The sequence below is a fragment of the Sulfuritalea hydrogenivorans sk43H genome, assembly GCF_000828635.1.
In the GTDB taxonomy this organism is placed as follows: Bacteria; Pseudomonadota; Gammaproteobacteria; order Burkholderiales; family Rhodocyclaceae; genus Sulfuritalea; species Sulfuritalea hydrogenivorans.
Map to the genome: position 1 here is coordinate 3,449,671 of NZ_AP012547.1, position 13,973 is coordinate 3,463,643.

Here is a 13,973-nt window from a genome sequence, read left to right on the forward strand (position 1 = left end):
GGTGAAACCGTCAGGCACCGCCGACGCTGCTCCCGCGATCTGCTTCATCGTCACCTGCAAAGGGCGTCTGCATCACCTGCGGCAGACGCTTCCGACACTCGTGACACAGGCCGGGGCCGAGTGTGTCGTAGTGGACTATGACTGCCCCGACCATGCCTATCTCTGGGTGAGCGAGCACTTCCCGAATGTGCGGATAGCTCGCGTTCTTGACGCACCGACGTTCAACCTGTCGCGGGCGAGGAACATTGGTGCCATGGTGGCCAAGGCACCCTGGCTCTGCTTTATCGATGCCGACATCGCGCTCGCAGGCGATTTTTCCGTCCGCGTCATCCCGATGCTGCTCGCTGACCACTTTTATCGTCCGCAGCCGATGCCCTGGGATGCCTGTGGAACAGTGATCTGTCCGCGCGACCGTTTCATGGCGGTCGAGGGCTACGACGAAGCGATCGAGGGCTGGGGCGGGGAGGACGATGATCTGTATCGTCGACTGATGTTGGCCGGTTGCCCGTCAGGCGCATTCCCCGGTGAACTGCTGGCGACGCTGACCCATCACGACAGCGAGCGAGTCGAGCACTATGCAATCAAGAACCGCTGGCTCAATCAGCGCGTCAATTTTCTCTACCTGCACATCAAGTACGACCTCGAACGCCAAGTCGGGCCGCAAGCTCTGACTCTCGCCGCGCGCCGCAACATTCACGCCGAAGTGGCGCGCACGCTGCTCGCGGATGCCGAGCGTGGCGCGACGAGTTCGCGCATCGAGGTCAACATCCCCGATCGGATCGAAGTGCCGCTCGACCCCCGCTGGCGGCTCAAGCGCCAATGGGTCTACACGATCGAAAGCAACGCCGAGGCAGCGGCGCCGATACCACCGCTCGCGCCAGACTTGACCGCCTCCGCCTTCCCGGCCTCGGCGTACCTGGCTGCCCATGCCGTGGCCAAGCTGCACCTCGGCTGTGGCACGCGCGTGCTCGATGGATGGCTGAACGTCGACATTGAACCTTGCTCACCACAAGTGCTGCGCCTGGACGCGACGCAGCCATTTCCATTCGCCGATGCCTCCTTCGACTATCTGTTCAGCGAACACATGATTGAGCATCTGAGCTATCCGCAAGGGCTGCAAATGCTCACCGAATGCCGGCGCGTGCTCAAGCCCGGCGGCGTGTTGCGCATTGCCACGCCCGACCTGGCCTTTCTTGTCGCCCTCTACGGTACCGGGAAATCAGCACTGCAGAATGCATACCTTGAATGGGCGCGCGCGCGTTTCATCGCCTGGGCACCGGAAGCCAGCGATACCTTTGTCATCAACAACTTCGTCCGCGACTGGGGGCACCAGTTCGTTTACGACGCCAAGACGCTGCATCGTGCCTTGCACGATGCCGGTTTCACCGCCCCCGTCGCCTGTGAAATCAATACCAGCAGCCACGATGCACTGTGCGGGCTGGAGCATCTGGAGCGCATGCCCGAGGGCTTTCTCCGCCTGGAGACAATGATCTTCGAGGCCGCCAGAGGCTGACGCGCGCGCATGTTCTCCTCGACGCTGAACAAGCTGGCAAACCATCATGGCTCCGACAAGGGCAGCACGGTGGCCGACCGGCATCGCTATGCGCAGTTATACGATGTGCTGTTTCACAATGAGCGCGACAGCGCCCGCAAGGTCGTAGAACTCGGACTGGCGCGAGGCGGCCCGGAGGCGCCGATAGGCGGCGCGGTAGAGCGGCATTGCGGCTCGCCCAGCGTGGCGATGTGGATCGAGTACTTTCCAAAGGCAGCGATCTACGGCTTCGACATCACCGACTTTGCCCACCTTGAAAAACATTTCGAGCGCTTCCGCTTCCTCCGCGGCGACTGTGGAAATCCTGTCGATCTTGCGCGCCTTGCGGCGCTGACGGGCAATGACGTCGATATCATCATCGACGATGCCTCCCATGCTTCGTTTCACCAGCAGCTGGCACTGCGCGAGCTGTTCGGCTCCCTGCGCAGCGGTGGCCTCTACGTGATCGAGGATCTACACTGGCAACCGCCGCACATCGAATCGCGGTTGCCTCCGACACCCAAAACCATGGACTGGCTGGCGGCATTTCGCGAAGGCACCGGCCTGCTGTCGAGCGTATGGACCAAAGAGGCGATACATGCGCTGTTCGGCACCGTGGCCTCGGCCGTCGTCCTCACCGACCTCCAAGTCCCGGGAAGCCGGTATCGCAACGCCTTGGCGCTGCTGCGCAAGGCCTGATCCAGACCATGCAGAGTTTCGACGTTTTTGACACCCTGATCGCGCGCAAGTGCATCTGGCCGCAGACAATCTTCTCCCTGGTCGAACAGCGTATCGGATCGCCAGGCTTCGCTTCCCTGCGCATGAAGGCCGAAGCCGGACTGCAGGGCACGGAACACACCCTCGACGATATCTATCGCCGCATGGTCTCCGATTGCGGCGTTGGCCGCGAACTGGCTGACCATGCGCGCTCCGTGGAACTGGCTGCCGAGATGGAGAACGTCATCCCGATCGCGGCCCAGCTGCAGCTCGTGCGCGACGGCGACCTCTTGATCAGCGACACTCCGCTACCGACGGAGTTCCTGGCAATGCTGCTGGAACGAGCCGGCCTGCGCCGCACGGTGTCGATCTGGCGCAGCGCCAGAGGTAAATCCGGCGGCGAGACCTGGCGCACGCTCGCCGCCACCGGCCTCGAATTCACGCACCATGGCGACAATCCACACAGCGACGGCGCCGCGCCGCGCCAACACGGCATTCGCGCCGAAGTCATCGCCATGGCGGCCCCGACCGAGGTCGAACAATTCCTCTTGCAACGCGGGTGGACCGGCACGGCGCTCATCGCGCGGGCGCTGCGCCTGGGAATCGCGGAGCGCGACGAGACCGCCGCCAACCTGTGTCAACTCCAGGCCGGCATCAACGTGCCGATCCTGCTCATCGCCTCGATGCAGCTCGTGCAGCTCGCCACATCGGCCAAATCCGCCGCTGATCGCCTGCTGTTTTCGAGCCGCGACTGCCACGCCTGGTTGCGACTGTTCCGCAGCCTGAGCCGCGCCACGAACACTGGCGGCTCCCTGGGTTGTGAGTATTTCTATACCAGCCGGGTCGCGCGCTTGTCAGGCTCGCCGGCCTATCTGCGCTATTTCGGGGCAATCGCCAGCCCGCGCAGCGTGGTAGTGGACCTCTGCGGCACCGGTGTCTCGCTCGCCGGCCTGTATGCGCGAGCTGGAGTCGTGCCGCAGACATTCCTGCTGCATCGAATAACCATGGACTCCGCCCACGACTCCTATCGGCAACGCTTTGGCGGCGGCGATCTGACCCTGCACCGCCTGCTCGACAGTGGCCAGGGGCTTGGCAACGTCTCCATGGAGATTCTCAATCTGGTCAATCACGGCATGGTTACCGACGTCGTCGATGCTGGTGGAGCACGCTTCATACCGCGCTGCGGCGACAGCAATTTCAGCCTTGAACAGGCGCACTGGATCGACCGCATGTCCGAGGTCATCGACCGGGCTTGCATGTTGATCGAAGACCCCCTCCTGGCGCAGCAGTTGCGAATGCAGGATCTTCATCTCGGCTCACCGCAGGCGCAGCAAACACTTGCCCCCTTGTGGCAGATCGCCGATCGCGCGGAACTCCTCACCCGCTGCTTCGGATCGACATGCTTCGAGGAGAACCGCCGGGTCATGGCCGGTCTCGGCTGCGGCAGCTAGGCAGGCCTGCAGAGCTGGCAGGCAAAGCCGGTAGAATCTTCCCATGAGGTTTACCATGCAAGTCCGCGTCTACTACGAAGACACCGATGCCGCCGGCATTGTCTACTACGCGAACTACCTGCGTTTCATCGAGCGCGGACGCACCGAATTGCTGCGGACGCTGGGCCACGACCAGAATGCGCTCATGAAGGAAGGCATCGCCTTCGCGGTACGCTCGGCCAGCGTCGAATTCCTCAAGCCGGCGCGGCTCGACGACCTGCTCACGGTTGAAACCGACATTGCCTCCCTCGGGCGGGCGCAGGCGACCTTCGCCCAGCGCGTGCTGCGCGGACATGAACTCCTGCTTGATGCGAAAATACGCGTCGCCTGCATCGACCCGACAAGCGGCAGGCCGCGAGCCATGCCGCGCCCAATGCACGATCAACTGGCTGCCCTGACGAAAGTTTCCCAATGAACATCACGCAAGACCTTTCCATCATCGAACTCATCATCCACGCCAGCCTGGTGGTCAAGCTGGTGATGGCGCTGCTGACGCTGGTGTCGCTGACTTCCTGGTACTGGATTTTCCGCAAGGCCTTCGCCATCCGCGACGCGCGGACCAGGACCGACAAGTTCGAGCGTGATTTCTGGAGCGGCGGCGACCTCAACGCGCTCTACCAGAGCGCCGTCAATGACCGCCACCACAGCGGCGCGCTGGAGCGCATCTTCGAAGCCGGTTACCGCGAATTCACCAAGCTGCGCGGACAAAAGACGATCGATCCCACTGCCGTGGTCGACGGCGCGCGGCGCGGGATGCGCGCCACCTACCAGCGCGAGATCGACGACCTCGAAGCGCACCTGGCCTTCCTCGCCTCGGTCGGCTCCGTCTCGCCCTACGTCGGCCTGTTCGGCACGGTGTGGGGCATCATGCATGCCTTCCGCGGCCTGGCCAACATGAGCACGGCGACGCTGTCCGCCGTCGCGCCCGGCATTGCCGAAGCGCTGGTCGCCACCGCGATCGGCCTCTTCGCCGCGATCCCGGCGGTGATCGCCTACAACCGCTTCGCCCATGACGTGGATCGCCTCGCGGTGCGCTTCGAGAGCTTCATGGAAGAGTTTTCCAACATCCTGCAGCGGCAGATGCGATGAGGCAGCGCCGGCTCATGAATGAAATCAACGTCGTGCCCTACATCGACGTGATGCTGGTGCTGCTTGTCATCTTCATGGTCACCGCGCCGATGATCCAGACCGGCAGCGTCGATCTGCCGAGCGTCGGCAAGAGCACGCAACCCCCGGTCGCGCCGCTGGAAGTCATCATCAAGGCCGATGCCTCGCTGGCCCTGCGCGACCGGTCCACGGGCGGCCCGGAGCAGGTTGTGACCCGCGCCGACCTGGCCGGCCGGATCAAGCAAGCCCAGGCCGCCAATCCCCAGCAGGCGGTGCTGATCGCCGGCGATCGCAGCGTCAAGTACGAAGCGGTACTGGGCGTCATGGACGAATTGCAGCGCCAGCAGGTGGCGAAGATCGGCCTTCTGGTGCAACCGATGGCGGCAAAATAGATGGGCAACGAATCGCCGATCCTGCCGCCCGCCAACAAGGCCGGCCAGCGCGCTTCCATCGCACTGGCCATCGCGGTGCATCTGCTGCTGGCCGGCTTCCTGTTCTATGGCGTGCGCTGGCAGACCAAGGCCACCGACGTGGTCGAAGTGGAACTGGTGCGCGCGACTGCCGAGCCTGCCGCCCCCCCGCCGGTCGCCGTACCGCCAGCGCCGACTGTTGTCGAGCCACCTCCGGCACCGAAGGTGGAACCCGCGCCGCCGCCGCCCAAGCCCGACATCGCCATCAAGGACAAGGAAAAACCCAAGCCGCCGCCAAAAGTGGAGCCGCCCCGACCGCGCGTCGATCCATTCCAGGAGCAGCTCAAACGCGAGGCCGAACAGCTGACCCAGCGCAAACAGGCCGACAGCGCGGCGCAGGAGCTCTCGCAGATGAAGGCGGCGCAGGCTGCCGCCTCGCGCAACAAGGCGATTGCCGACTATCTCGGCCGCATCCGCGGCAAGATTCGCGGCAACATCGTCCTGCCGCCGGAAATCAAGGGGAATCCGGAGGCGCTGTTCGATATCACGCAGTTGCCGAGCGGCGAAGTCATCGCCGTGCGCCTCAAGCGCTCGTCCGGCAATGCCGCGCTCGACACCGCCATCGAGCGAGCCATCCTCAAATCCAGCCCGCTGCCGCAACCGCCGCAGGCCGAGTTGTTCTCGCGCCTGATCGAGCTGCGCTATCGACCGCTGGATGATTGACGCCAGTTGGCGAAGCGTGTCGGGCAAGCGACGGATCTCGAGGCATATTCCGGCCTATTCCGGGTTCAAGGCAGCCGGGGCCGAGGCGTTATAATCGGCGCGATGCGATTCCAACGTCTTGTACTTGCCTGCGCTGCCGGCCTGACTCTGCATTCCGTCGCCGCCCACGCGCAACTTACGGTCGAAATTACCGGTGCCGGCGCCAACCGCCTGCCCGTGGCCATTGCCGACTTCACCGGCGAACGCATCGTCGCGCAGGCCTTGGCCTCGGTGATTCGCGCCGACCTCGACCGCAGCGGCCTGTTCCGCCTGGTCGATGCCGGCAGCCCCTTGGCCGACAGCGCGACACCCGCCTTTGAAGATCTCAAGGCGAAGGGCGCCGATGCGGTCGCCGGCGGCAGCGTGACGACAAGCGCCGACGGCCGCTACGAAACCCGGGTGCGCCTGTCCGACGTGCCCAAACAGGCCGCACTGGGCAATCCGGCCTACCTGCATACGGGCGCACAGTTGCGCGCGACGGCCCACCGCATCGCCGACTTCATCTACGAAAAGCTCACCGGCGAGCCCGGCGTGTTCTCCACGCGCATCGCCTATGTGGTGAAGAGCACCGGCCGCTACGAACTGAAAATCGCCGATGCCGACGGCAGCAACGACCAGGCGGCGCTGGCCTCGCGCGAACCGATCATCTCGCCGGCCTGGTCACCCGATGGCGGCAAGCTCGCCTACGTCTCTTTCGAGGCCAAGAAGCCGGTGGTGTATGTGCATGATCTCGCCAGCGGCCGCCGCCACGTCGCGGCCAACTTCAAGGGCTCGAACTCGGCGCCGGCCTGGTCGCCGGACGGCAAGCAACTGGCCGTGGTACTGACCAAGGACGGCTCGTCGCAGCTGTATGTCGTCAATGCCGACGGCAGCGGCGCGACGCGGCTTGCCACCTCGTCCGGCATCGATACCGAGCCGCGCTGGTCGCCGGACGGCCAGGTCATCTACTTCACCTCCGATCGCGGCGGCAGCCCGCAGATCTACCGCATCGCCACTTCGGGCGCCGGAGCAGGAAACCCGGCCGAACGCGTCACCTTCGAAGGCAGCTACAACGTCACGCCGCGGCCCTCCCCGGACGGCAAGAGCCTGGCCTTCATCTCCCGCAACAACGGCCGTTTCCAGCTGGCGCTGATGGATCTGGCGACCAAGCAGACGCAGGTGCTCACCGACTCGGCCAAGGACGAATCGCCCAGCTTCGCCCCCAACGGCCGCATGATTCTCTACGCCACCGAGATCGGCGGGCGCGGCGTTCTGGCCGCGGTTTCCAGCGACGGCCGGGTCAAGCAGAAACTCTCCGTGCAGGCCGCCGACGTGCGGGAACCTGCCTGGGGCCCGCTGGTACGATAAAGTCCGATAAGACAAGATCACCGAATCCATCGAGGAACCATCATGCGCGCACTCTTCATACCCCTCTCCGCCCTGACCCTGCTGCTGGCCGCCTGCGGCTCGCAGCCACCCGCACCCGAACAGCATCCGGCCGGCGTCGAATCGCGCACGCCAAGCTCGGTCAGCACCGCGCCGGTGGCCAAGGTGCAACCGGACAGCTTCGATCCCAGCAGCATTGCCGCGCTGAAGGATCCGCGCAGCCCGCTGTCCAAGCGCAGCGTCTACTTCGATTACGACAGCTACATCGTCAAGGACGAGTTCCAGGCGCTGCTGACGGCCCACGGCAAGTTCCTTTCGGCCAACCCGAAAATGAAAATGCTGATCCAGGGCAATGCGGACGAACGCGGCAGCCGCGAATACAACCTGGCACTGGGCCAGAAACGCGCCGACGCGGTAAGAAAGGCGCTGGCCCTGCTCGGCGCCAAAGAGGACCAGCTCGAAGCCGTCAGCCTCGGCGAAGAAAAGCCGGTCTGTACCGAGTCCGCCGAAGAATGCTGGAGCAAGAACCGTCGCGGCGACATGCTTTACTCGGGCGAGTTCTGAACATGCGAGCCGGCTTGGTCTCGCGGCTGGCCGCACCAATGTTCCTGCTGCTCGCGGGAGCACTCCCCATGTCGGCCCAGGCCGGCATGTTCGACGACGACGAAGCCCGCAACCGGATCGAACAACTGCGGGTGGAAATGACCGATCTCGGCAAGCGTGCCGACACGGTCAGTCGCAACCAGATCGACTTTGCCAACCAGCTCGAAGCGATCAAGGGCGACATCGCCAAGTTGCGCGGCCAGATCGAAGTGCTGACCTATGAGCTCGAAGCCGCACAGAAGCGCCAGAAGGATTTCTACGTCGACCTCGACAATCGGCTGAGGAAGCTGGAACAGCCGCCCGCCGAGGCCAAGGTGGAAGCGCCCAAGGTCGATCCCGCGCAGGAGACCCGCGACTACGAGGCCGCGTTGGCCGGCCTCAAGGCTTCGAAGTTCCGGGAGGCCGGCGCCTCCTTCCTCGCCTTCATCAAGACCTACCCGAACAGCAGCCTGGCCGCGTCGGCCCACTACTGGGGCGGTTACGCCCACGCCCAGGCCAGGGACCACGCCGCCGCCGCCGAACTCTTCGGCAAGTTTGCCGCCAGTTGGTCCACCGACGATCGCGCGCCGGGAGCGCTGGAAAGCCGCGTCGCCAGCCTCGAAGCCGGCAAAGACTTCAAGGCGGCTAAAGCGACCCTCGAACAACTGGCCGAGCGCTACCCCAACAGCGAGGCCGGCAAGCGGGCGAAGCTCAGGCTGAAGAAGAAGTAGTGTCTGCCACAAGCGACGCTCATTTGCAAAACTCCTTGCGCGTCACAGAAATCTTCCATTCCATCCAGGGCGAATCCAGCCGCGTCGGATTGCCCACGGTTTTCGTGCGGCTCACCGGCTGCCCGCTGCGCTGCGTCTGGTGCGATACCGAGTATGCCTTCAGCGGCGGCGAATCCCTGAGCATTGCCGACATCCTGCAGCGGGTTGCCGGATTCGACTGCAAAACGGTCTGCGTCACCGGCGGCGAGCCGCTGGCACAGAAGAACTGCCTGCCGCTGCTGTCCGCGCTATGCGATGCGGGCCATTCGGTATCGCTCGAAACCAGCGGCGCGCTCGACATCGGCGGCATAGATCCGCGCGTGGCGCGCATCGTCGACCTCAAGGCGCCCGGCTCCGGAGAAGAGGCGAAGAACTGCTGGGAGAATATCGGCCTGCTGACGGCCCATGACGAATTGAAGTTCGTCCTCGCCTCGCGCGAGGACTACGACTGGGCCGTATCGGCGTGCCGCCAGCGCCGACTCTTCGAGCGCTGCCCGATACTCTTCTCACCCGTGCAGGGGCAACTCGATCCGACGCAGCTCGCGCAGTGGATCCTCGACGACCGCCTGCCGGTGCGCTTCCAGCTGCAATTGCACAAGCTGCTGTGGGACAACGCCAAGGGGCGCTGACGACTCAGCCTTGCAGCGGCGGGCAGGTTGGGCGCTTGGCGGAAATCACTTTCGTATCGACGCCGGCGTAGTTGAGCCCGCCGAAGAGCCGTGCGTACTCGATCTTCACGCAGCGATCCATGACCACGTCGAGCCCGGCGGCAGAAGCCTTGTCGGCGGCCTCGCGGTTGATCACGCCGAGCTGCAGCCAGAGGCACCTGGCGCCGATGCGAATCGCCTCGTCGGCGATCGGCATCACGTCCTCGGGTTTGCGGAACACATCCACCATATCGACCTTGACCGGAATCGACGCGAGATCCGGATAGCATTTCTGGCCGAGTATTTCGGCAGGACCCGGATTCACCGGAATGATGGTGTAGCCATGCTCCAGCATGTACTTGGCGGCGAAATGGCTGGGGCGGTTCCAGTTCGCCGACAAACCGACCACCGCGATCACCCGGTTGTTCTGCAGCACGCGGCGCAGCCCTGCAACATCCTCGACAATCATGGCTTGCTTCCTTTGGTATGAGGCCTGATTATCTCATTGGCCGGCGTTCTGCACGCTGCCGGCCCGGGCCGGGCCGCGCGGCACGCGAACGAGTTGCCAGTTTGCGCGTGCCCACGCCCAGATCTCGGCCACCGTGGCGCCGGACAATTCCCGAGGCGGCCGCTGCCCGAGAAATTCCAGCGCCGCAAACAGCGCGAGGCCGGGCCGTGAAATGTCCACCGGCGCCGCCCGCGTCTGCTTCGACAGCTTTTCGCCCGAGGCATTGACCACCACCGGCAGATGCGCGTAGCCCGGAGTCGGCGCGCCAAGGCATTGTTGCAGGAATATCTGGCGCGAAGTCGAGGCCAGAAGATCGGCGCCGCGCACGACATGCGTGATGCCGGCATCGGCATCATCGACCACCACCGCGAGTTGATAGGCGAACAGGCCGTCGGCGCGCAGCAGGATGAAGTCGCCCGCCTCGCCGGCCAGATCGCTGACGATGCGGCCCTGGATCGCATCGTCGAAGCCGATCCGGGCATCACCCACCCGCAGGCGCCAGGCCCGCGCCTCGCGCCCTGCCGGCAGCCCGGCCCGACAGGTGCCGGGATAAATCGCCGCGCCGTCGGGGGCGATCGCCGAATCGGCGAGTTCGCGACGGGTGCAACCGCAGGGAAACACCCGGCCGGCGGCTTTGAGCCTTTCCAGCGCGGCGGCATAAGCTTCGGTGCGGCGGCTCTGCCAGACCACCTCGCCATCCCACGCCAACCCGCAAACCTCCAGTACGCGAAGAATTTCGTCGGCGGCGGCCATCGAGCAGCGCGGCTGATCGACATCCTCCATGCGCAACAGCCACTCGCCGCCCCGCGTCTTCGCCTCCAGATACGAACCGACGGCCGCCACCAGCGAACCGAAATGCAATGGCCCTGTCGGCGATGGGGCGAAGCGCCCGCGATAAGCGTGTCGTGCGGTGGTCATCGGGCGGAGTGATAGCACGCCGCGCGGCAAAACGGTAGCATTCGTTTCATATCAAAAGGGAGCCGCCCATGGCCACGCTGGAACTCAACGCCGACAATTTTCAACAGACCATCAATCAACACGCCAACGTGATCATAGACTTCTGGGCGCCCTGGTGCGCGCCCTGCCGCGCGTTTGCGCCAACATTTGAAGCGGCGTCGGAGAAACGCGCCGACGTCGTCTTCGCCAAGGTGAATACCGAGGAGCAGCAGGAAATCGCCGCCGCCTTCAGCATCCGCTCGATTCCCACGCTGATGATTTTCCGCGACCAGATCATCATTTACTCGGAGGCCGGCTCCCTGCCAGCCGGCGCCTTTGATCAACTGATCGAACAGGCCATGGCGCTCGACATGGACACGGTGCGCGCCGAAATCGCGGGACAGGCGGGCACGGCGTAAGCAAGCAGGATAAGCGGTTATGATTGCAACATGATCAAAGGCCGGAAATGAAATCCATGTTTTCCAGGAAGCTCAGCGACGCCGCGGAAGTTCGCCGCGTCGAGATACTTTATGAGCATATGCCGACGACCGCGGTAGCAACACTGGTCGGAATCTTTCTGTGCTTTGTCGTGCTCTTCGGCACCATCGGGCTGGAAATCCAGAAAGCCTGGACCGCCTACATGCTTTCCGTGTTCGCCATGCGCGTCTGGATCTGGTACATCTTCGGCAAGGCCGACCGGCAGGCAGCGGGCATTCGTCGCTGGGAATGGCTGTTTGCCGCCGGCGCTTTCCTTACCAGTGCCGGCTGGGGAGCTCTGTTCGGCCCCCTCTATCCACCGGAACACCATCACAATGCACAAGTGTTCATTCTGCTGCTGGTGGTGGTGGTCGCCTTCATCGGCTCGTTCTTTCTCGCCGTAAGCAATATCGCCTTCTGGCTTTTTTCCATCCCCGTCCTGGCGCCGGCCGGTCTGCATTACATCCTTGGTGTTGCCAATCCCGTGCAATGGCTGATCCTCAGTGCCGTATGCTGCATGGCGGTGCTGCTCCTGATCCAGCGCTCGCTCCACCGCTCCGCGATCGACGATCTTGAACGCAGCACCGAAGCCGAATCCCTGCTGGCCGAACAGCAGGCGATCTTCGAATCGTCGCCGATGGGGATTGCCGTGATCGACAACAAACAAGTGATCAAGTGCAACGCGCGGCTCGGCGACATGCTGGGTCGCCGCATCCAGGAACTGACGACGGCATCCTTGCAGGCGCATTTCGTCAACGCCGAAGAGGCCAGCCAGTTTCTCGCCGATCGGGCCAGCGCATTCGACAAGGGGCGCCTGGCGCAAGGCATGTACCGCCTGCACCGCGCCGACGGTACTCAATTCTGGGCCGAGTTCTCGGGACGCCAGATGGCGGGCAGCCATGCGCGCAGCGTCTGGATGATCGCCGACGTCACCTTGCGCGTCGCCAACGAGCGGCGCGCGCATCCGCGCGAGCAGGAGCCGACTACACGTTGAACAGGAAGTTCAGGACGTCGCCGTCCCTGACGACATAATCCTTCCCCTCGGCGCGCATCTTGCCGGCTTCCTTGGCCCCGGTTTCGCCCTTGTAGGCAATGAAGTCGTCGAAGGCGATGGTCTGGGCGCGGATGAAACCCTTCTCGAAATCGGTATGGATCACGCCGGCGGCCTTGGGCGCCGTATCGCCGACATGGATGGTCCAGGCGCGCACTTCCTTGACGCCGGCGGTGAAGTAGGTCTGCAGGCCGAGCAGTTTGTAGCCGGCACGGATCAGGCGATTCAGGCCCGGTTCTTCCAGGCCCATGTCGGTCAGGAACATCTGCTTTTCGTCATCATCGAGATCGGCAATCTCCGCTTCGATCGCGGCGCAAACCGCGACGGCTTCGGCCTTCTGGGCGGCGGCATGGGCCTTGACCGCATCAAGGTAGGGATTGTTCTCGAAGCCGCCTTCCTTGACGTTGGCGACGTAGAGCACCGGCTTGGCGGTGATCAGGCAGAAGGGCTTGAGGCTGGCCCATTCTTCCTTCGACAGATCCAGCGCCCGCACCGGCCTGGCCTGGTCCAGTTGCGCGACGCATTTCTCCAGTACGGCGCAGAGTATCTTCGCGTCCTTGTCCCCCGCGCTGGCGGGCTTCTTGTAGCGGGCCAGCGCCTTTTCCGCCGTGGCCATGTCGGCCAGCGCCAGTTCCGTGTCGATCACCTCGATGTCATGCAGCGGATCAATCTTGCCCGCCACATGCACCACGTTGTCGTCGCTGAAGCAGCGCACCACGTGCACCACGGCATCGGTTTCGCGGATGTTGGCGAGGAACTGGTTGCCCAGCCCTTCGCCTTTGCTCGCTCCGGCGACAAGTCCGGCAATGTCCACGAATTCGACGATGGCCGGCTGAATTTTCTGCGGCTTGACGATGGCAGACAGCGCAGCCAGCCGCGGGTCCGGCACTTCGACGATGCCGACGTTCGGCTCGATGGTGCAAAAGGGATAGTTCTCCGCCGCGATGCCCGACTTGGTCAGCGCGTTGAAGAGTGTGGACTTGCCGACGTTGGGCAGACCGACGATGCCGCATTTGAGACTCATGGATTTTCTTTCTTGGCCGATTCCGGCTTGCTGTTGATTCTTTGCGTGGCGGCGGCGAAGTCGCCGCGCGCCAGCATGGGCCAGGCGAGCAGGGCGCGGTCGAGTGCCGCGTCGATCTCGGTTCGTTCTTCCTTGCGCGGCGGCTTCAGCACATAGTCGACGACCTCGTTCCTGTCGCCGGGATGGCCGATGCCGATGCGCAGCCGCCAGTAGTCCTGGGTTCCAAGGTGCGCGGTAATGTCCTTGAGGCCGTTGTGGCCGCCGAGGCCACCGCCGAACTTGAGCCGCATCTGGCCCGGTGGCAGATCCAGCTCATCGTGCATGACCAGCATTTCGGCCGGCTCGATGCGGTAGAACTGCGTCAGCGCCCGCACCGACTGGCCGCAGCGGTTCATGAAGGTTTGCGGCAGGAGGAACCACAGGCTCTCGGCGCGCGCCTGCCCGGCCAGGCCGTGAAAGCGCGATTCGCGGGCAGGATTGACGCCAAGTTCCCGTGCCAGACGCTCACAAAGCCAAAACCCGGCGTTGTGCCGGGTTTCAGCGTATTCGGCCCCGGGGTTGCCGAGGCCGACTATCAAGCGCAAAGATGCCTGCAA

The 13,973-nt window shown here is 64.2% G+C and carries 17 protein-coding genes; 13 read left to right on the forward strand and 4 right to left on the reverse strand.

What is annotated here, in order from left to right:
- The first annotated feature begins 1 nt into the window (after position 1).
- The 11 genes from SUTH_RS18715 to queE all read left to right on the forward strand — a co-directional run bounded on the left by SUTH_RS18715 (position 2) and on the right by queE (position 9,363).
- Positions 2-1,513, forward strand: coding sequence for a galactosyltransferase-related protein (locus tag SUTH_RS18715; RefSeq protein ID WP_171817394.1), 1,512 nt, complete (start codon positions 2-4; stop codon positions 1,511-1,513).
- Between the two features lie 9 nt (positions 1,514-1,522).
- Complete coding sequence (locus SUTH_RS16375) at positions 1,523-2,230, forward strand: class I SAM-dependent methyltransferase (RefSeq protein WP_052473723.1); 708 nt, start codon at positions 1,523-1,525, stop codon at positions 2,228-2,230.
- Positions 2,231-2,238: 8 nt separating this feature from the next.
- A complete protein-coding gene (locus SUTH_RS16380) occupies positions 2,239-3,699 on the forward strand; it encodes a hypothetical protein (protein ID WP_041100774.1) in 1,461 nt (486 codons plus the stop codon).
- A 55-nt stretch (positions 3,700-3,754) separates the two neighbouring features.
- Positions 3,755-4,153 (forward strand): tol-pal system-associated acyl-CoA thioesterase, encoded by a 399-nt coding sequence (gene ybgC, locus SUTH_RS16385; protein ID WP_231851056.1) that lies wholly within the window; start codon positions 3,755-3,757, stop codon positions 4,151-4,153.
- On the forward strand, positions 4,150-4,827 hold the full coding sequence (gene tolQ / locus SUTH_RS16390; RefSeq protein WP_041100777.1) for a protein TolQ: 678 nt from the start codon (positions 4,150-4,152) through the stop codon (positions 4,825-4,827). Before ybgC ends, tolQ begins: the two co-directional genes overlap by 4 nt.
- 14 nt (positions 4,828-4,841) lie before the next feature.
- Positions 4,842-5,237, forward strand: coding sequence for a protein TolR (gene tolR, locus SUTH_RS16395; RefSeq protein WP_231851057.1), 396 nt, complete (start codon positions 4,842-4,844; stop codon positions 5,235-5,237).
- Complete coding sequence (locus tag SUTH_RS16400; protein WP_052473724.1) at positions 5,238-5,978, forward strand: energy transducer TonB; 741 nt, start codon at positions 5,238-5,240, stop codon at positions 5,976-5,978. It abuts the gene before it with no gap.
- Positions 5,979-6,080: 102 nt separating this feature from the next.
- Positions 6,081-7,364, forward strand: coding sequence for a Tol-Pal system beta propeller repeat protein TolB (gene tolB, locus SUTH_RS16405; protein ID WP_041100781.1), 1,284 nt, complete (start codon positions 6,081-6,083; stop codon positions 7,362-7,364).
- Positions 7,365-7,406: 42 nt separating this feature from the next.
- Positions 7,407-7,946: a peptidoglycan-associated lipoprotein Pal gene (gene pal / locus SUTH_RS16410; RefSeq protein WP_041100783.1), complete on the forward strand. Its 540-nt coding sequence runs from the start codon at positions 7,407-7,409 to the stop codon at positions 7,944-7,946.
- A gap of 2 nt (positions 7,947-7,948) precedes the next feature.
- Complete coding sequence (locus tag SUTH_RS16415; RefSeq protein WP_041100785.1) at positions 7,949-8,695, forward strand: YbgF trimerization domain-containing protein; 747 nt, start codon at positions 7,949-7,951, stop codon at positions 8,693-8,695.
- On the forward strand, positions 8,695-9,363 hold the full coding sequence (gene queE / locus SUTH_RS16420) for a 7-carboxy-7-deazaguanine synthase QueE (protein WP_052473725.1): 669 nt from the start codon (positions 8,695-8,697) through the stop codon (positions 9,361-9,363). Before SUTH_RS16415 ends, queE begins: the two co-directional genes overlap by 1 nt.
- 4 nt (positions 9,364-9,367) lie before the next feature.
- On the opposite strand, the gene SUTH_RS16425 is transcribed toward queE, so the two are convergent.
- The gene (locus SUTH_RS16425; protein WP_041100789.1) at positions 9,368-9,850 is read right to left on the reverse strand and encodes a CoA-binding protein; all 483 of its coding nucleotides are present in this window, start codon (positions 9,848-9,850) and stop codon (positions 9,368-9,370) included.
- Positions 9,851-9,883: 33 nt separating this feature from the next.
- Positions 9,884-10,807, reverse strand: a complete 924-nt coding sequence (gluQRS, locus tag SUTH_RS16430) for a tRNA glutamyl-Q(34) synthetase GluQRS (protein WP_041100790.1) — start codon at positions 10,805-10,807, stop codon at positions 9,884-9,886.
- A gap of 68 nt (positions 10,808-10,875) precedes the next feature.
- Here gluQRS and trxA point away from each other — a divergent pair, with 68 nt between their 5' ends.
- Positions 10,876-11,244, forward strand: coding sequence for a thioredoxin (gene trxA, locus SUTH_RS16435; RefSeq protein WP_041100791.1), 369 nt, complete (start codon positions 10,876-10,878; stop codon positions 11,242-11,244).
- 47 nt (positions 11,245-11,291) lie between these two features.
- A complete protein-coding gene (locus SUTH_RS16440) occupies positions 11,292-12,296 on the forward strand; it encodes a PAS domain S-box protein (protein ID WP_084207462.1) in 1,005 nt (334 codons plus the stop codon).
- Here SUTH_RS16440 and ychF read toward each other — a convergent pair.
- The gene (ychF, locus tag SUTH_RS16445; protein ID WP_041100793.1) at positions 12,286-13,377 is read right to left on the reverse strand and encodes a redox-regulated ATPase YchF; all 1,092 of its coding nucleotides are present in this window, start codon (positions 13,375-13,377) and stop codon (positions 12,286-12,288) included. The two genes, SUTH_RS16440 and ychF, sit on opposite strands and share 11 nt — an antisense overlap.
- Positions 13,374-13,973, reverse strand: coding sequence for an aminoacyl-tRNA hydrolase (gene pth, locus SUTH_RS16450; RefSeq protein WP_041100794.1), 600 nt, complete (start codon positions 13,971-13,973; stop codon positions 13,374-13,376). The genes ychF and pth overlap by 4 nt, the downstream gene beginning before the upstream one ends.